The following is a 15,924-nucleotide window of genomic DNA, read 5'->3' as shown; positions in this document are numbered from 1 at the left end:
TCAGATCAGAGCGTTCCCGGTGCGCCGTGCCGTCACGACGCGAGCGCGGGCCGGAGCGCGAACGACAACGGGTCGGCCCGCACCGCGTCGACCGCGTGGGCCACGGCCCCGATCACGACGACATCAGCCCCGAGCGAGGACGCGACGAGTTCGGGCACCGGGTCGAAGTGTCCCTTCGCGAGCAGGTCGCGCGCGCGGTCGATGACGGCGACGGCGGGCTGGGCGATCGCGCCGGCGACCACCACGCGGTCGATGTCGAGCAGGCTCGCGAGCAGGATGCAGACGCGGGCCAGGCGATCGCCCAGACGGTCGACGATGGTGCGCGCGATGGGGTCGCCGTTCCGTGCGGCCGCGAACACCAGAGCGGCGTCGGTGGCGAGCGCGGTGTCGGCGGGGATGTGCCCGGCGGCGACGGCGTCGGCCACGAAGGTGCGGGCGACGGCGCCGATGCCGTCGGACGACCCGACACCCTCGACGAGTTCGAGCACCCGCATCTCCCCGGCACCACCGTGGGCACCGCGCAGCAGGACCCCGTCGACGACGAGGCCCGCGCCGAAGCGTTCGCCGGACAGCAGCGCCGCGAACGAGGCGTCACCAGAGGACGGCCGCTCGGCGAGCGCGGCGAGGTTCGCGTCGTTCTCGACCAGCACCCGCCCGTCCGGCACGGCGTCGGCGAACCCCGGGTTCATCCGGACCCAGAAGCCGCCGTCGTCGGGCGAGGCACCGGCGGCGTCGACCGGTGCGGGGATGCCCACGACGGTGACCAGGACCCGTTCGCGGTCGACGCCGGCCGAGGCGAGGGCGGCGGCCACGGTGTCGGCGAGGACTCCCAGTCGAACGGGTACGTCGAGGCCCGATGCACCGAGCGCCCCCTCGGCACGACCGAGCACCGTGCCGCGCAGGTCGGCGACGAAGGCGGTGACCCGGTGCTGGCCGGCGTCCACACCGACGACGACCCCGGCGACCGTGTCGAGCTCGTAGCGGCGTGCCGGGCGTCCCATCCGGTACTCCCCCGCGGCCCGGGCGTCGTCGAGCTCGCAGAGCCAGCCGAGCCGCACGAGTTCCTCGGCCGCAGCCAGCACGGTGGACCGGGTCAGCCCGGTGGCGTCGATCGCCTCGGTCGCGGTGAACGCCGACGAGTCGAAGGCGTACGCGAGCAGCGTCTCTGCGCTCGTTCCACGGGGTGGCGGCATGTCGTGACCCTATCGCGCGACGAGTTCCTTGCGGAATTAGATTTTCTCGCTACATTTAGTTCCGCGGGCAGCATCGGAGCCGCTCGCGGGACGGAACGGCAGGGACGCCGGGTCCGGACGGACGGAGACGACGTGCAAGCACACGCCACCGCCAGGAGCGCAGCATCGGTCAGCCGACGCGGGTTCCTGCTCGGAGCGGGCGGCATCGGGGCGGGCCTCGCGCTCGCCGGATGCGCCCCGATCGGGTCCTCGAGCGCCAAGCCGGAGACCATCACGTTCTACGTGTCGAAGCCCGAGGTCATCGGCTACTTCGACGACGTCATCGCGCAGTTCCACCAGACCCAGTCGAGGGTCCGGGTCGTCCGCGACTCGACGTCGAGCATGTCCGCGAACTTCGTCCGGAACCGGCCGCCGGACCTCGGCTGCTGGAACTACAACTTCTCGGTCGTGCCGTTCGTCGAGCACGGCGCGCTGACCGACCTGTCCGACCTGCCGCAGGCCGACACCATCAACCCCGACCTGTGGCCGCTCATGGAGCAGACCGCCGACTACCCCGGCCGGAAGAGCGCCCTGCCGTACTCGGTGACCGCGGCGTCGGTGATCTACAACAAGGCGCTCTTCGCACAGCAGGGGCTCGAGGTCCCGACGACGTGGAGCGAGTTCGCCGACGTCTGCGAGCGCCTGACCAGGGCCGGCATCGCCCCGATCTACGGCACGTTCAAGGACAACTGGACGATCGCCCAGGGCATGTTCGACTACTCGATCGGCGGCATGATCGACACCCCGGCGACCTTCGAGGCACTCCGGCGCGAGGGCACGAACGTCGGCAAGGGGTCCGCCGTCTCGTTCGAGCGCGACCTGCGGGAGCCGATGGAGCGCATGGTGCAGCTCCGCGCCTGGCACCAGGACGGCGCCGCGAGCCGCGGGTACGGCGACGGCAACCTCGCCTTCGCCCAGGGCAAGGCGGGCATGTACCTGCAGGGACCGTGGGCACTCGGCGAGATCGCCAAGACCACGAAGGACATGGACCTCGGCACCTTCCCGCTGCCCGTCACCGACGACCCGGCCGATCGCAAGGTCCGCGTGAACGTCGACCTGGCGCTCTGGATCCCCGAGGCGTCGCGCAAGCAGGAGGCCGCCCGCGAGTTCCTGTCGTTCCTGATGAGCACGAAGGTCAACGACCGGTACAACGCCGACAACAACGGCTTCGGTGTGCGCAAGGACGCTCCCCCGGCGTCGAACCCCGCCCTCCGCGGCATGCAGTCGTACTACGACGACGCCGCCTTCTACCTCGGCGCATCGCAGCTCATCCCCGCCGAGATCCCGGTCGCGAACTACGCGCAGTCGATCGCCTTCGGCGGCGACCCGCAGCGCCAGCTCCGCACCCTCGACGCCGACTGGGCGCGTCTCGCGCTCCGCACGGCCGCGTAAGGAGACGTCTCATGGCAACCACGACCACCGAAGCCGTCACGACGGCGGGCCGACGCCGCCGTGGCGGAGCCGCGCCGCGCCTCCAGTCCGGACGACGGGACGGACGACGCAAGCCCCGCGTCGATCCGCTCTTCCTCGCCTTCCTGCTCCCCACCCTGGTGCTCTTCACGCTCGCCATCACGCTGCCGGCGGTGATGGGCATCGTGCTGAGCTTCACGAACTCCGTCGGCTTCGGCGAGTTCCGGTTCACCGGGCTCACCAACTACATCGCGGTGTTCTCCGACCCCGCGATCCTGCAGGCGTACCTGTTCACGCTGGGGTTCTCGCTCGTCACCGTGATCGTCGTGAACGCGATCGCCTTCCTGCTCGCCATCGCGCTGACGTCGAAGATCCGCGGCAAGATCGCCCTGCGTGCGGTGTTCGTGCTGCCGATGGTGATCTCGGGCATCGTCATCGCGTACGTGTTCTCGTTCCTGTTCGCGAACAGCCTGCCGGCCTTCGCCACCGCGATCGGCTTCGGGCCGCTCGAGCAGAGCATCCTGGCGAACCCCGACCTGGCCTGGCTGGCGATCGTGGTCGTCACCGCCTGGCAGGCGATCCCGTCGACGCTCCTCATCTACATCGCCGGCGTCCTCTCGATCCCCGGCGAGGTGTACGAGGCAGCCGCCCTCGACGGTGCCAGCGCCTGGCGGCAGCTCGTCTCGATCACCGCGCCGCTGACGGCGGGCTACATCCTGATCAACCTGGTCATCGGGTTCAAGAACTTCCTGAACTCGTACGACATCATCGTCGGCCTGACCGACGGCGGCCCCGGCACCTCGACCACCAGTGTCGCGATGTCGATCTTCAAGGGCTTCAACGGCGGCGACTACGCCTACCAGATGGCGAACGCCACGATCTTCTTCGTCATCGCGGTCGTCATCGCCGTGATCCAGCTGCGGGCGACCCGCGGGAAGGCAGCGCTCTGATGTCCCTGCAAGCACCCCTGCGACCGGGGACCACCGCGACCGGCAGCATCCGTTCCGTCGACGCGGACCGGTCCTCCGGCTCGGGCAAGGCCGGCCGCGGTCGTTCCAACTGGCCCGTCACGGTCGTCCTCGTGCTGTGTGCGCTGTCGGTGCTCGTGCCGCTGTACGTCACCCTGACGATGGCGTTCAAGACCACCGGCCAGGCCGTCGACGGCAACGCGTTCTCGCTGCCGGCACCGTTCAGCGTCGACGGCTTCGTGCAGGCGTGGCGGCTGACCGACTTCCCGCGGGCGTTCGGGGTCTCGGTGTTCGTCGCCGCGATCACCGTCGTCGGCACGATCCTGCTCGCCTCGTTCACGGCCTACGCAATCGCCCGGAACTGGGACCGACGGCTGTTCCGGTGGTCGTTCTTCTACCTGCTCGCGGCGATGTTCCTGCCGTTCCCCGTGCTCGCACTGTCGCAGGTGAAGCTCACCGGGCTCGCGCACCTGGACAACCCGCTCGGGGTCGCGATCCTGCACGTCATGTTCCAGCTGTCCTTCAGCGTCCTGCTCTTCACGGCCTTCCTGCGGTCGATCCCGGCCGAGCTGGAGGAGAGTGCACGCATCGACGGTGCGAGCACGGGGCAGGTGTTCTGGCGACTCGTGTTCCCGCTGCTGGCACCGATGAGCGCCACCGTCGGCATCTTCGCGTTCCTCGCGTCGTGGAACGACTTCGTGATGCCGTCGCTGATCACCTCCGACCCGGCGCTGCAGACCCTGCCGGTGCTGCAGCAGATGTTCCAGACGCAGTTCAGCAACAACTACAACGTGTCGTTCGCCTCGTACCTGATGGCGATGGCCCCGGCGATCATCGTCTACCTCGTCACCCAGCGGTGGGTGATGGCCGGCGTGACCCAGGGCGCGATCAAGTGACCGACACCTCCGGTGCAGGCCCGACCGACACCGCCGGTGCGGTCCCGGCCGCGATCGCCGGTGCGGTCCCGGCCGCGATCGCCGATGCAGGCCCGACCGACACACACCCCTCGAACCCGACGAACCCCTCGACCCACGAAAGGCCCGACGTGACCGACACCCTCGCCCAGCCCGCCGCCACTTCGCACGACGAGACCTGGTGGCGCCAGGCCAGCGTCTACCAGATCTACCCCCGCTCGTTCGCCGACGCGGACGGCGACGGCATCGGCGACCTGCCCGGCATCACCGAGCGGGTGCCGTACCTGGCCTCGCTCGGCGTCGAGGCCGTCTGGCTCAGCCCCTTCTACCCGTCCGCCCTGGCCGACGGCGGCTACGACGTCGACGACTACCGTGACGTCGACCCGCGCCTCGGCACCCTCTACGACTTCGACCGGATGGTCGAAGCACTGCACGCCGCCGGCATCCGGGTGATCGTCGACGTCGTCCCGAACCACACGAGCGACCGGCACGAGTGGTTCCGCGAGGCCCTCGCAGCACCCAAGGGCTCCCCCGCCCGCGACCGCTACGTGTTCCGCGACGGCAGGGGGCCGTCCGGCGAGGAAGCCCCCGCCGACTGGATCTCGATCTTCGGCGGGCCGGCCTGGACCGCCGTCGGCGACGGCCAGTGGTACCTGCACAGCTTCGCGAAGGAGCAGCCCGACCTGAACTGGGCGAACCGTGAGGTCCGTGACGACTTCCTGCACACCCTGCGTTTCTGGTCCGACCGCGGTGTCGACGGGTTCCGCATCGACGTGGCCCACGGGCTGGCGAAGGACCTGGGCGAGACCCTGCCCACCTGGGCCGAGCTCGCCGAGATGCCGAAGGACGGCACGCACCCGCTCTGGGACCGTGACGACGTGCACGACATCTACGCCGAGTGGCGGACGGTCTTCAACGAGTACACGCCGGCCCGCACCGCGGTCGCCGAGGCCTGGGTCCCCGCCCACCGCCGCGCCCGGTACGCCAGCGCCGAGGGACTCGGTCAGGCGTTCAACTTCGACCTGCTCGAGGCCGACTTCGACGCCGGCCAGTTCCGCACGATCATCGAGTTCAACCTCGGCCTCGCCGAGCAGTCCGGCTCGTCGACCACGTGGGTGTTCTCGAACCACGACGTCGTCCGGCACGCCACCCGCTACGCCCTGCCGCCCCGCGCCGGCGGCACCGACAAGCAGGGCAGCGCCTGGCTGCTCGCCGGCGGCTCGCAGGACGCGCTCGACCGGTCGCTCGGCCTCCGTCGCGCACAGGCCGCCACGCTGCTCGAGCTCGCCCTGCCCGGCTCCGCCTACCTGTACCAGGGCGAGGAGCTCGGCCTGCACGAGGTCGGTGACATCCCGGACGCCGACCGGCAGGACCCGGCGTTCTTCCGCAACCCGGGTGTCGACGTCGGTCGTGACGGCTGCCGCGTGCCGATCCCGTGGACGCGCACCGGCACGTCGTTCGGCTTCGGTCCGGACGGCTCGCACCTGCCGCAGCCGGCGTGGTTCGCCGACTCCAGCGTCGAGGCCGAGGACGCCGACCCCGACTCCACGCTCAACCTGTACCGGAAGGCGCTCGGCCTGCGTGGCCAGCTGCAGTCCGAGGAACAGCTCGAGTGGATCGAGACCGGCCGCGACGACGTGCTCGCGTTCCGTCGGCCGAACGGCTGGACGAGCGTGACGGTCTTCGGCGACGAGCCCTTCGCACTGCCGGCCGGCGAGCTGCTGCTCGCCTCCGCCCCCGTGGTCGACGGCGCCCTGTCGGGCGTGGGGACGGCCTGGTTGCGTTCCTGACGCGACGCTCGCGCCCTGGGCGCGACCGGACGACGGACGGGAGGCGCGGTGCCAGCTGGCACCGCGCCTCCCGTCCGTCGTCCCCGCGTCTCCCCGCGTCTCCCCGCGTCTCCCCGCGTCTCCCCGCGGAACGCGGCGTCCCTGCCGGAAACGGGCGTCCTGGGCCGGAAGTTCTGATCAGGTACACCCGTTCTCGCATCCCATCGCGGCCGTTCTGGGAAGGAAGTCCCGGTAGGGTCACCGCATGAGCGGGGCGAGCATCAGCGTGCAGGACTTCGTGATGCGGTTCGGCGACCGCAACGTGGTCGACGGGCTGTCGTTCGACGTCGCCCCCGGCGAGACGTTCGGGCTGCTCGGCAGCAACGGCTCCGGCAAGACCACGACGATCCGGGCCCTGCTCGGCATCACCACCCCGACGGCGGGCACGCTGACGATCGACGGCCGGCCCTACCGACCGGCCACCGGCGGCATCGGCTACCTGCCCGAAGAACGCGGGCTGTACCGCAAGGAGTCCGTCATCGACGTGATGACCTACTTCGGGCGCCTGCGCGGGCTCCGCGGCGCCGAGGCGACCGCGTGGAGCATGGACTACCTGGCCCGGGTGGGGCTCGCCGACCGCGCGAAGCTGCGCGTCGACAAGCTGTCCGGCGGCCAGCAGCAGAAGGTCCAGCTCGGCATCACGATCATGGACCGGCCACGGCTGCTCATCCTCGACGAACCGACCAAGGGCCTCGACCCGGTGAACCGGCGGCTCCTGCTCGACCTGGTCGACGAGCGGAAGGCCGACGGCGCGACCGTGGTCCTCGTGACGCACCACATGGACGAGGTCGAGCGGCTCTGCGACCGCATCCTGCTCCTCAAGGCCGGCCGGGCCGCCGCGTACGGATCCGTGCCCGACGTGCAGGACGCCTTCGGCGGCGCCGTCGCCCGCGTCGGGCTCGACGGCCCCGTGCCGAAGTCGCCGCTGTACCGGGTCGCCCGCCACGAGGGGCACGTCGCCTACCTGGTGCCGACCCAGGCCGCTGCTCCGGACGGTGCGGACGTCCTGGCAGAACTGGTCGCGGCCGGGGTGCACGTCACGGCGTTCGAGATGCGCCGGATCCCGCTCGACGAGATCTTCGTGCAGGTCTACGGGCACGACGCCCTCGCCGCTGCATCGTCGGACGGAGCAGCGGCATGAGCAGCCTCGGCACGGTCGTCCGGTTCGAGTTCGTCCGCGCGGTGAAGAAGCCCGCGTTCTGGATCGGTACCCTCGCGCTGCCGGTCGTCATCGTGGTCGTGTCGTTGCTCGTGGGCATCGGGCAGGCCGCCGGCACGAACTCCGTGGTGTCCGGGTCGTCCGCCACCAAGACCCCGTTCCACTACGTCGACGAGTCCGGCCTGGTGTCGGAGTCCGTGGCCGCGAAGTGGGGTGGGACGCCGTCCACCGACTCCGCCGCCGACCGCGCCGCCGTCCGGTCCGGTGACCTCGACGCCTTCATCGCGTTCCCGTCGTCGCCGTCCACGACGGCCATCCGGGTCGACGCCGCCGACCGCGGGCTCTTCGCCAACGGCGTGTACTCGTCGCTGGCCGAGCGGGTGCTCGAGCAGAGCGTCGCCGCGTCGGTCGACGACCCCGAGACCGTGGAGCTGCTCCGCAGTCCACCCGCCACCGACGTCACCACCTACGCCGACGGCCGGGTCGCACCGGGCTGGTTGTCCGTCGTGCCGCCGTTCCTGTTCGTCGCCGCGTTCTTCGGGCTCGTCATCCTGCTCGCCGCACGGATGGTCACCGTCGTGGTCGAGGAGAAGGAGAACCGGATCTCCGAGATGATCCTGACCACGGTGACCGCGGGCGACCTGATCCGCGGCAAGGTCATCGCGATGCTGCTCGTCGGCTTCGTGCAGGTCAGCGTGTTCGTCGTGCCAGGCCTGGTCGGGCTGCTCGTCGCCCTGCCGCTGGTGTCGTCGCAGCTCGGTGGGCTGACGGTCGACCCGTGGCGGATGGTGACCGGAGCGCTGCTGCTCGTCGGCGGGGTGCTGCTGGCGTCCGGGCTGTTCGTCGCCGTCGGGGCCGCCGTGCCGTCGATCAAGGACGCCTCGGCCCTGCAGTCGGCGGCGATCTTCGCGCTGATCATCCCCCTGTACGCGGCGTTCTTCGTGATGACGACGCCGACGTCGCCCGTCGCCCAGTTCTTCACGTACTTCCCGACCTTCACGCCGATCACCGCGATGGTGCGGAACGCCGTCGGGGCCCTCACCGTGACGGAGTCGGTGGTCTGCATCGTCGAGGTGTTCGTCGTCGCCGGTCTGCTGCTGTGGTTCGCGGAGTACCTGTTCCGGCACTCGGTCGCGCAGTACGGCTCGAAGGTGACGGTGCGGCAGGTGCTGTCGTGGCGGCGGGAGCGTCGGGGCTGACCTCGTCGGTCGGTGCCGCACGGCGTCAGACGCGGACGGGTGCCTCGTCGAGGTCCCACGACGGGACGGCGTGCCGCTTCCATCCCTGGCGCAGCGTGTTCACCGCGCGGTCGAACTCCACCAGGACGTCGATGTGCGGGCGGACGAGCATCTGGATCTGCAGCCCCTCGTAGACCGAGAGCAGCTGGGTCGCCGCCTGGTACGCGGGGATGCCGGCCTCTTCCGAGCCGCGGTCGAAGTCGCGCTGCAGCCCGACGGTCAGCTGCTCGGCGTACTCCTCGAACCGCTTGCGGAACAGCTCGGCGAAGCCGGACTCCGAGCTGGCCACGGTGATCAGGCCCGCGAGGACCCGGACGAGTCCGGGATCGGCGACGTCCTCGGCCAGGGTCAGACGGACGTGCTCGATGGTGCACGTCGGCGGGCTCTTCCGCCGGGTCCCCCGCAGCTGCGCCCACCGGTCGTAGGTGACCAGGAGCAGGGCGTGCCAGGTCGGGAACAACCGCTCGACGGTCTCGAGCGGGATGCCGGCCACCTCGGCGACCACCGCCGCGTCGACGGCGTCGAACGGGTGCAGCCGGTAGGCGCGGATGGCCGCGCGCACCGTGCGCTCCGCGAGGGACTCGTCGTCCTCGACCCGTTCGCCGTGCAGGGGTTCCATCCGACCATTGCAGCGCATCGCGAGCCGTTTGTCTCGTCCCAGAGCGGGGGCCGTGCTCCCGGCCGCGTCAGCGAGCCTCGGCCACGGCGGTCAGCCGACGGTGACCGGCGCCGCCGGCGGGCGGACCCGCTGGCGCATCCAGACGAAGAACCCCGTCAACGTGAAGACGCCGTAGAAGACGTACATCAACCCGGAGGCGTAGTACCCGGCGGAGAACAACAGCGGCACGCCGACCAGGTCGACCGCCACCCAGATGAGCCAGAACTCGACCCACCCCTTCGCCATGCCGTAGGTGGCGAGCAGCGAACCGACGAAGATCCACGCGTCGCTCCACACCGGCTCGTACGACCCGAGCGCGCGGAAGACGGGGGTCAGCAGGGCGGTGCCGCCGACCATGCCGACGACGAGCAGCAGACGGGTCCGCCAGGAGGCCCAGCGCGGGTCGATCACGGTGGTCGCGTCCTCGGGCCGGTGCGTCCACCGGTACCAGCCGTAGATGCTCACGATGATGAACATGACCTGACGGCCGGCCTGCCCGAGCAGGTTGACGGGGTTCGGGGTGTCGAAGAGCGCCCCCATGAAGACGGTGAAGAGCAGGGCGTTGCCGACCAGTCCGACCGGCCAGGCCCAGACCTTCCGGCGCATGCCACCGAGGGCACTGAGCAGCCCGAAGACGTTGCCGATCACCTCGCGCCAGAGCACCGTCTGGTCGCCGATGACGATCTGCGCGTCGAACAACCAGCGCACGATGTCCATGGGCCCTCCTCGTTTCCGGACGGTGCAACGACGCCGTGCGGACCGGCATTCCTTCTGCGATCGCCCTGCGCACGTGAAGCTCGCGTTCAGAAATTGGGGTACAAATCATGTCCTCCCTAGCGGGGACAAAAATCACCCCCATTCTGGGGTCCGAGCGAACGCTCGTTCTCGCTTGTCGGCACTTTGGGGGACAGGTAACGTCGACACCAGAGCGAGTCCAGCCCGCCCGAGCAGCAGTACCTGCGCTCCGAGGCCCGGCGACCGCTCTCGGCACCGGTCAGCCGCGACCCCCTCCAACCACTGGGTCGATGACAACCTCCCCACCGGACCCGACGCCCGAATGTCCCCGGTGGGCTTCAGCGTGCCCCGAGCACGCAGGAACGGATCCACCCCATGCACAAGATCGTCACCGGTGCCATCGCCGGCGCAGCAGGCGTCGCACTCCTCCTCGGCGGAGCGGGCACGTTCGCCCTCTGGAACGCCAGCGCCTCGAGCGCCGCGTCCGCCGTGAGCGCCGGCACCCTGACGCTGAGCGCCAACAACGACGGCGCCTGGACCGACATCACGAACGGTCGTTCCACCGCGATCGACCCGACGAAGGCCCTGATGGTCCCGGGCAACACGTTCCAGTTCACGCAGACGCTGAACATCGGCGCGACCGGCCAGGACCTCAAGGCCAACCTGACGTACGCCAACCAGAGCATCACCGGCGACGCCGCGCTGCTCGCCGCCACGACGAAGACGCTGGCCGTCACCTCGACGAGCGCCTCGGTCGTGCAGTCCTCGTCGAACGCGAACACCTTCGTCGTCTCGCCGTCCTCGTCCACGTCGACCGTCAAGGTCGTCTTCACGGTGACGCTCCCCGCGTCGGCGACCACCGGGCAGGGCGGTTCGATCAACCTCAGCGCGCTCGCCTTCACGCTGACCCAGACCGCGATCGGTTCCTGATCCCCCGATCACACCCCACCGACCACGACGACCAGGAGCACGCACATGACCGCCACACCGCGGACGACGGGACGCCACCGCGCAGCCCGACGGCACCGCTGGGTGTGGCCGGTCGCGATCGCCCTGGTCGTCGCGGTCGGAACGGCGCTCCTCGGCGCCGGCGGCACGTACGCGCTCTGGAACGGGACCGCCAGCACGGCGGCCACCACGGTGCGCTCCGCCACCGCGACCATCAGCGTCAGCGGCACCACGGCGATGAACACCGCGGTCCTCGGGCCGGGCACGAGCACCACCGGCACCTTCACGGTGCGGAACACCGGGTCGATCCCCCTGTCGGTGCGCGTCACGACGACGGCCGCGAAGTCGTCCGTCGCGGCGGCGACCGGTGAACTGACGCTCCACCTCGCGATGGTGTCCTCGGCCGCGAAGTGCGTCCCCGGGCTCACCGGTACGAGCGCGCGGCTCGCCACCTTCGACACCGGCGCCGGGTCCTTCACGCTGCCGGCCGGGGCGAGCGGGATCGCGTGCCTCGAGACGGCTCTCGACGCCGACGCACCGCAGACCGTCGCCGGCGCCACCACCGACTTCACCCTCACCGTCACCGGAACGCAGGTCTCCGCATGAACCGCCGCCTCCGACTCCTCGTCGCCGTGCTCCTCACCGCCGTGTTCGTCGGCGGCGGGTCGAGCGCCGCGTGGGCACTGTGGAGCGCGTCGGGCACCACCGCGGCGAGCACCACGGTCGGCACGGTCGCGGCGTCGATCAGCGGGACGAGCGCCCTCACCACGGCGTTCTCGTCGAGCGTCACATCGACGACGAAGCCGATCACCCTGACCGACTCGGGAACCCTCGCCGGTACCGCGACCACCACCGTCTCCGTCGTGTCCGGCAGCTCGACCGCACTCGCCAAGGCCGTCTCCGTCGTCGCCTGGCCGGTCGCCTCGACCGCGGGCTGCACCACGAGCACGGCCGTCGGTACCGGGTCCGTCTCCGGCACCTGGGCGTCGCTGCCGAGCATGAGCGCGAAGCTCGCCGCCGGCGCCTCCGCCGTGTGGTGCACGCGCAGCACCCTACAGTCGTCGGCCCCGGCCGGCTCGACCGCCACGGTGAACGTCAACCTCACCGTCACGAGCGGCACCTGGACGTCGGGGGTCGTCGCCGGCGGCTTCACCCTGAGCACCCCGGCAGCGACCGTCGACACCACCCCCTCGCTGGTCTGCACCGACCACGGCGGCTGGTACGTCGAGATCCGGTGGGACGCCGCGAACCGCCCGATGGACACCTGGTACGGGGCCTTCGTCGGTTCGACCCCGGTCGGGCAGAAGGCGCAGGACTACTCCGCGTTCATCACCATCGCGCCGACGGACGTCCCTGCGAGCGCCGGCACCGCTGGCACGCTGATCGTCACCGTCAAGGTGCTCGACAGCGCCGGCAACCCCACGTCGACCGTCGCGGGCACCGGCAAGGTCACGCTCTTCACGCAGGACAACGGGGCGGCGATCCGGTGCGGCGCATGAGCACCCCCACCCCGCGCACCGGATGGCGCGCCGTCGTCCACGCCGTCGTGTTCGGTCTCAGCACCGGACTCCTGCTGCTCGTCGCTGGCCTGGCGGTCGTGCTGATCGTCGTGCCGAAGGCCACGGGATCGATGCCGCTCACCGTCCTGACACAGTCGATGGAGCCGACCCTGCCCCCGGGAACGCTGCTCGTGGTCCGTCCGACCCCGATCGACGACATCCGGGTCGGCGACGTCGTCACCTACCAGATCGTCTCCGGCCAGCCCGCGGTCGTCAGCCACCGCGTGGTCTCGGTGTCGTCGTCGTCGAACGGCGAGCGGACCTTCGTGCTCAAGGGCGACAACAACGCCGAGGCCGATCCGGCACCGGTCACCGCCGTGCAGATCCGCGGCGTGGTCTGGTACTCCGTGCCGGAGATCGGCATCGTCAACCAGGTCGTCAACGGGTCGCGGAGCTGGCTCATCCCCGCGGTCGCCGGCGTGCTCCTGACGTACGGGGCGGTCATGATGACCGCGGGCTTCGTGAGCGCCGCACGTCGTCGCCGCACCGGCACCGGCCGCGTCGGCGCCAGCCACGGACGCCGCAGCCACGGACGACGCAGCGCAGCGCACCACGTCGAGCGGACCACCTTCGAGAACAGGACCGAGACGACCACCACCACCCGGTCTAGGCTCGGTGGACGTGACGGACGGAGTGCAGCGGGCGCGGGAGCTCCTCGACGCAGCGGCCCGACGGCTCCGCGCCGCGGACGTCCCGGACGAAGCACTCGGCGAGTACGTGCAGCCGAAGGCCGTCCTCGGGATCCGTCGTGACCCCGCGATGCGACCACTCGGCCGGGTGTGGCGGGTCGGGGCACTCCTGATCGGGTCGTCCCCCGAGACCGCCGGCCGCGTCTGGGCCACCGGGTCGATCACCCGTGTCACCGAACCCGGTCGTTCGCAGTACCAGTCGGTCTCCGCCGAGGTCCGTCGCGCCTACCGAGCTGCCGCCGCGAAGGGGCGGTTCGGCGCCGGTGACACCGTGAACCACGGCGCCGTCCCGATCCCCGTCGACGACTCCCTGGTCGGCGCCGAGGGCGTGCTCGTCGTCATCGACGACGTTCCGTCGGTCCGGTGGTCCCCGACCGCCGGCACCGCAGTCCCCCTCGCCGACTACCTGGACGACCGCGTCGGGCTGCTCGTCGATCCCCCGCGGGGCGCGACCGACTGACGCGGCACCGGGACCGCACGGTGCGGGGTTCGTCGTGCAGTGCCGGTTCCTCGTGAACGCGCACCGTGCAGTGCCGGAGACTCCGTGCGCGTTCCCGCTCCCGGTGCGAGCGCTCCACGGTTGCACGGGCCCTGAACCGCCCGCCCGCACACCGCACACGGTCCGCCGGACGCGATCCGGGCCTCCAGTCCGACCGGACCGACCACGTGCCTGTCGTGACGTCACCCGGTCCCGATAGTGTCGGAGCGTGAGCAACGAGGCATTCGACGACCGCTACGAGCTGCGCGAGTTCGCGCCCGGGACGGACGACAAGGGGGCACCGAACGCCGAAACGGCAGCGTGGATGCAGGCCGTCGGGATGGGCTTCCACGAAGCCGACCCCGATGCCGAGGGCGCAGCCCGCATGGCATCGCACTTCATCGCCGACGAAGAGACGTTCCTCGGGGTCTACGTGCGCGAGCCGTTCCCGGGCTCCGTCGACGAGACGTGGCCGGCCGGCACCTTCACGTGGTTCCGCAAGGCGCTGAGCTGGGGCGACGGGTCCTCCGTCGACACGCAGGCGATCTCCGCGGTCACCGTCCGCCCGACCGAGCGTCGCCGCGGCATCCTGCGACGGATGATGACGCACGCGCTCGAGCGCGGCGTCGCCGAGGGCTACGCCGTCGCGTCGCTGACCGCGTCCGAGGGCACGATCTACCGCCGCTTCGGTTTCGGCTGCGCCATCCGCGAGCGCGCCGTGCACGTGCGGCGCGAGCGCGCGCTGCCCCTGCTCGCACCGACCTCCGGCACGGTGTCGGTCGTGACCCCGCAGTGGCTCGCCGACGGTCCCGGCAAGGCGGTCTTCGACCGGTTCCACGTCCGCACCCCGGGCTCGATGGTGCGCAACACCGGTACCTGGCCGATCGCGTTCGGCCTGCGCGGGCCCGACGGCCAGAAGGCCAAGGACGTCCGCGCCGCCGTGCACCGCCCGGACGGCTCCGACGAGGTCGACGGCTACGTCACCTGGCGCGTCAAGGAGGACCGCGGCTCCGACACCGCGCTCGAGATCGTCGACCTGGTGTACGCGGACGACCAGGCCTACACCGCCCTGTGGGAGTTCCTGCTCTCGGTCGACCTCAACGACGTCGTGAAGTACAACCGCTCCCGTCTCGACGACCCGATCGTCGCGGCGCTCGGCGACAACCGTGCGTACGACGTCGACCACGAAGAGGACCACGTCTGGCTGCGCGTGCTCGACGTGCCGGCGGTGCTGGCCTCGCGGCCGTTCGCCGTCGACGGGTCGCTGACACTCGGGGTCACCGACGCGCTCGGCTTCACCACCGGCACGTACCGCCTCGACGTCCAGGAGGCCCGTGGCACCGTCACGCGCATCGCCGACGACGTCGACGTGGCCGGGTCCGACGTCCAGCTCGACGTCGCGGAGCTCGGCGCGCTGCTGATCGGCTCGGTCTCCCCCGTCACCTTGGCCGCCGCGGGGCTCGTCCGCGCCGCGGACCCGGCGTCGGTGGCGCTGCTCCGGGCGATGTTGCTGCCGCCGCGGACGCCGCACGGCATCACGTACTTCTGATGGACGTCGCCCGCGTGGTGGGGCGCGCACGTCAGGTCGTCTCCGTCCTGGCGTCCCCCACCCTGCGAGCGGCGGTGTTCGGCGGAGCCCCGGCCGACGACCGCACCCGGGCGGCGGTCGGCTCGTTCGACTGGGTCACCGACGACGGCCCCGACGCGTCGGTGCTCGGCCGGACGGCACGCGAGCTCCAGCGGCTGCAGTCGCCGGCCGCGGTGCTCGAGTTCGACCGGATCGAGCGGATGCCGGTCAAGGACGTCGAACGGCATGCACTGTCCGTCCGGATCGTGGAGCTCGTGTTCGAGCGACTCGGACCGGACCGAGTCGTGCCGGAGGCCGTCCTGAACGCGGCCGTCGGCATGTTCGCGGCCGATGTCTCCGTCGTGCGCCGTGATGCCGTGGACCTCGGCGTCCTGACGCGCACCGACGACGGCTCGGCGTACCGGATGGCGCCCGCCCGCCCGTCCTGACGCTGCTGGGTAGTCCCGCGCGGGGTGCAGAACCTCGCACCGGGCGAGGGGCGAGCGCTCTGGTGCGAGGTTCTGCACTCCGTGGGATGCG

At 71.1% G+C, this 15,924-nt stretch carries 16 protein-coding genes; 13 read left to right on the top strand and 3 right to left on the bottom strand.

The window, feature by feature from the left end; all coding sequences use genetic code 11:
- Nucleotides 1–32: 32 nt before the first annotated feature.
- Nucleotides 33–1,193, bottom strand: a complete 1,161-nt coding sequence (locus Q9R26_RS01720) for an ROK family protein (protein ID WP_311226384.1) — start codon at nt 1,191–1,193, stop codon at nt 33–35.
- Between the two features lie 132 nt (nt 1,194–1,325).
- Here Q9R26_RS01720 and Q9R26_RS01715 point away from each other — a divergent pair, with 132 nt between their 5' ends.
- The 6 genes from Q9R26_RS01715 (at nt 1,326) to Q9R26_RS01690 (ending at nt 8,711) form a co-directional block, all read left to right on the top strand.
- Nucleotides 1,326–2,624 (top strand): extracellular solute-binding protein, encoded by a 1,299-nt coding sequence (locus Q9R26_RS01715; protein WP_182064739.1) that lies wholly within the window; start codon nt 1,326–1,328, stop codon nt 2,622–2,624.
- A gap of 11 nt (nt 2,625–2,635) precedes the next feature.
- Entirely contained in the window at nt 2,636–3,592 is a 957-nt protein-coding gene (locus tag Q9R26_RS01710) for a carbohydrate ABC transporter permease (protein WP_209133989.1), read from the top strand.
- Nucleotides 3,592–4,506 carry a carbohydrate ABC transporter permease gene (locus Q9R26_RS01705; protein WP_311226383.1) on the top strand — a complete coding sequence of 305 codons (915 nt, stop codon included), beginning with the start codon at nt 3,592–3,594 and terminating at the stop codon, nt 4,504–4,506. The genes Q9R26_RS01710 and Q9R26_RS01705 overlap by 1 nt, the downstream gene beginning before the upstream one ends.
- 149 nt (nt 4,507–4,655) lie before the next feature.
- Complete coding sequence (locus Q9R26_RS01700) at nt 4,656–6,314, top strand: glycoside hydrolase family 13 protein (RefSeq protein WP_311226572.1); 1,659 nt, start codon at nt 4,656–4,658, stop codon at nt 6,312–6,314.
- 244 nt (nt 6,315–6,558) lie between these two features.
- Complete coding sequence (locus Q9R26_RS01695; protein WP_311226382.1) at nt 6,559–7,494, top strand: ATP-binding cassette domain-containing protein; 936 nt, start codon at nt 6,559–6,561, stop codon at nt 7,492–7,494.
- A complete protein-coding gene (locus tag Q9R26_RS01690; protein WP_311226381.1) occupies nt 7,491–8,711 on the top strand; it encodes an ABC transporter permease in 1,221 nt (406 codons plus the stop codon). Before Q9R26_RS01695 ends, Q9R26_RS01690 begins: the two co-directional genes overlap by 4 nt.
- Before the next feature lie 25 nt (nt 8,712–8,736).
- On the opposite strand, the gene Q9R26_RS01685 is transcribed toward Q9R26_RS01690, so the two are convergent.
- Both Q9R26_RS01685 and pnuC read right to left on the bottom strand, forming a co-directional pair.
- Entirely contained in the window at nt 8,737–9,369 is a 633-nt protein-coding gene (locus Q9R26_RS01685; protein WP_311226380.1) for a hypothetical protein, read from the bottom strand.
- A gap of 90 nt (nt 9,370–9,459) precedes the next feature.
- Nucleotides 9,460–10,125 (bottom strand): nicotinamide riboside transporter PnuC, encoded by a 666-nt coding sequence (gene pnuC / locus Q9R26_RS01680; RefSeq protein WP_071404263.1) that lies wholly within the window; start codon nt 10,123–10,125, stop codon nt 9,460–9,462.
- Nucleotides 10,126–10,518: 393 nt separating this feature from the next.
- Here pnuC and Q9R26_RS01675 point away from each other — a divergent pair, with 393 nt between their 5' ends.
- From Q9R26_RS01675 to Q9R26_RS01645, 7 genes are all read left to right on the top strand, one after another.
- Nucleotides 10,519–11,073 (top strand): alternate-type signal peptide domain-containing protein, encoded by a 555-nt coding sequence (locus Q9R26_RS01675; protein ID WP_110862326.1) that lies wholly within the window; start codon nt 10,519–10,521, stop codon nt 11,071–11,073.
- Between the two features lie 45 nt (nt 11,074–11,118).
- The gene (locus tag Q9R26_RS01670) at nt 11,119–11,697 is read left to right on the top strand and encodes a CalY family protein (protein ID WP_259579852.1); all 579 of its coding nucleotides are present in this window, start codon (nt 11,119–11,121) and stop codon (nt 11,695–11,697) included.
- Nucleotides 11,694–12,590 carry a hypothetical protein gene (locus Q9R26_RS01665; protein WP_311226379.1) on the top strand — a complete coding sequence of 299 codons (897 nt, stop codon included), beginning with the start codon at nt 11,694–11,696 and terminating at the stop codon, nt 12,588–12,590. Before Q9R26_RS01670 ends, Q9R26_RS01665 begins: the two co-directional genes overlap by 4 nt.
- Nucleotides 12,587–13,402 carry a signal peptidase I gene (locus Q9R26_RS01660; protein ID WP_311226378.1) on the top strand — a complete coding sequence of 272 codons (816 nt, stop codon included), beginning with the start codon at nt 12,587–12,589 and terminating at the stop codon, nt 13,400–13,402. Before Q9R26_RS01665 ends, Q9R26_RS01660 begins: the two co-directional genes overlap by 4 nt.
- Nucleotides 13,368–13,799 (top strand): hypothetical protein, encoded by a 432-nt coding sequence (locus Q9R26_RS01655; RefSeq protein ID WP_259579866.1) that lies wholly within the window; start codon nt 13,368–13,370, stop codon nt 13,797–13,799. Before Q9R26_RS01660 ends, Q9R26_RS01655 begins: the two co-directional genes overlap by 35 nt.
- 247 nt (nt 13,800–14,046) lie before the next feature.
- On the top strand, nt 14,047–15,366 hold the full coding sequence (locus Q9R26_RS01650) for a GNAT family N-acetyltransferase (RefSeq protein ID WP_311226377.1): 1,320 nt from the start codon (nt 14,047–14,049) through the stop codon (nt 15,364–15,366).
- Nucleotides 15,366–15,833, top strand: coding sequence for a DUF2087 domain-containing protein (locus Q9R26_RS01645; protein WP_311226376.1), 468 nt, complete (start codon nt 15,366–15,368; stop codon nt 15,831–15,833). The genes Q9R26_RS01650 and Q9R26_RS01645 overlap by 1 nt, the downstream gene beginning before the upstream one ends.
- Nucleotides 15,834–15,924 lie beyond the last annotated feature (91 nt).

The sequence above is a fragment of the Curtobacterium sp. BRB10 genome, from assembly GCF_031844325.1.
Lineage (GTDB): Bacteria > Actinomycetota > Actinomycetes > Actinomycetales > Microbacteriaceae > Curtobacterium > Curtobacterium poinsettiae_A.
The sequence above is the reverse complement of the archived record's forward strand: the minus strand, read 5'-3'. Positions and strand labels throughout refer to the sequence as shown.

What these genes read in the sequence shown, in the direction of transcription:
- Q9R26_RS01675 (WP_110862326.1), top strand. Translation starts at nt 10,519, where the DNA reads ATGCACAAGATCGTCACCGGTGCCATCGCCGGCGCAGCAGGCGTCGCA.
- Q9R26_RS01665 (WP_311226379.1), top strand. Translation starts at nt 11,694, where the DNA reads ATGAACCGCCGCCTCCGACTCCTCGTCGCCGTGCTCCTCACCGCCGTG.
- Q9R26_RS01695 (WP_311226382.1), top strand. Translation starts at nt 6,559, where the DNA reads ATGAGCGGGGCGAGCATCAGCGTGCAGGACTTCGTGATGCGGTTCGGC.
- Q9R26_RS01645 (WP_311226376.1), top strand. Translation starts at nt 15,366, where the DNA reads ATGGACGTCGCCCGCGTGGTGGGGCGCGCACGTCAGGTCGTCTCCGTC.
- Q9R26_RS01720 (WP_311226384.1), bottom strand. Translation starts at nt 1,193, where the DNA reads ATGCCGCCACCCCGTGGAACGAGCGCAGAGACGCTGCTCGCGTACGCC.
- pnuC (WP_071404263.1), bottom strand. Translation starts at nt 10,125, where the DNA reads ATGGACATCGTGCGCTGGTTGTTCGACGCGCAGATCGTCATCGGCGAC.
- Q9R26_RS01685 (WP_311226380.1), bottom strand. Translation starts at nt 9,369, where the DNA reads ATGGAACCCCTGCACGGCGAACGGGTCGAGGACGACGAGTCCCTCGCG.
- Q9R26_RS01670 (WP_259579852.1), top strand. Translation starts at nt 11,119, where the DNA reads ATGACCGCCACACCGCGGACGACGGGACGCCACCGCGCAGCCCGACGG.
- Q9R26_RS01705 (WP_311226383.1), top strand. Translation starts at nt 3,592, where the DNA reads ATGTCCCTGCAAGCACCCCTGCGACCGGGGACCACCGCGACCGGCAGC.
- Q9R26_RS01710 (WP_209133989.1), top strand. Translation starts at nt 2,636, where the DNA reads ATGGCAACCACGACCACCGAAGCCGTCACGACGGCGGGCCGACGCCGC.
- Q9R26_RS01660 (WP_311226378.1), top strand. Translation starts at nt 12,587, where the DNA reads ATGAGCACCCCCACCCCGCGCACCGGATGGCGCGCCGTCGTCCACGCC.
- Q9R26_RS01690 (WP_311226381.1), top strand. Translation starts at nt 7,491, where the DNA reads ATGAGCAGCCTCGGCACGGTCGTCCGGTTCGAGTTCGTCCGCGCGGTG.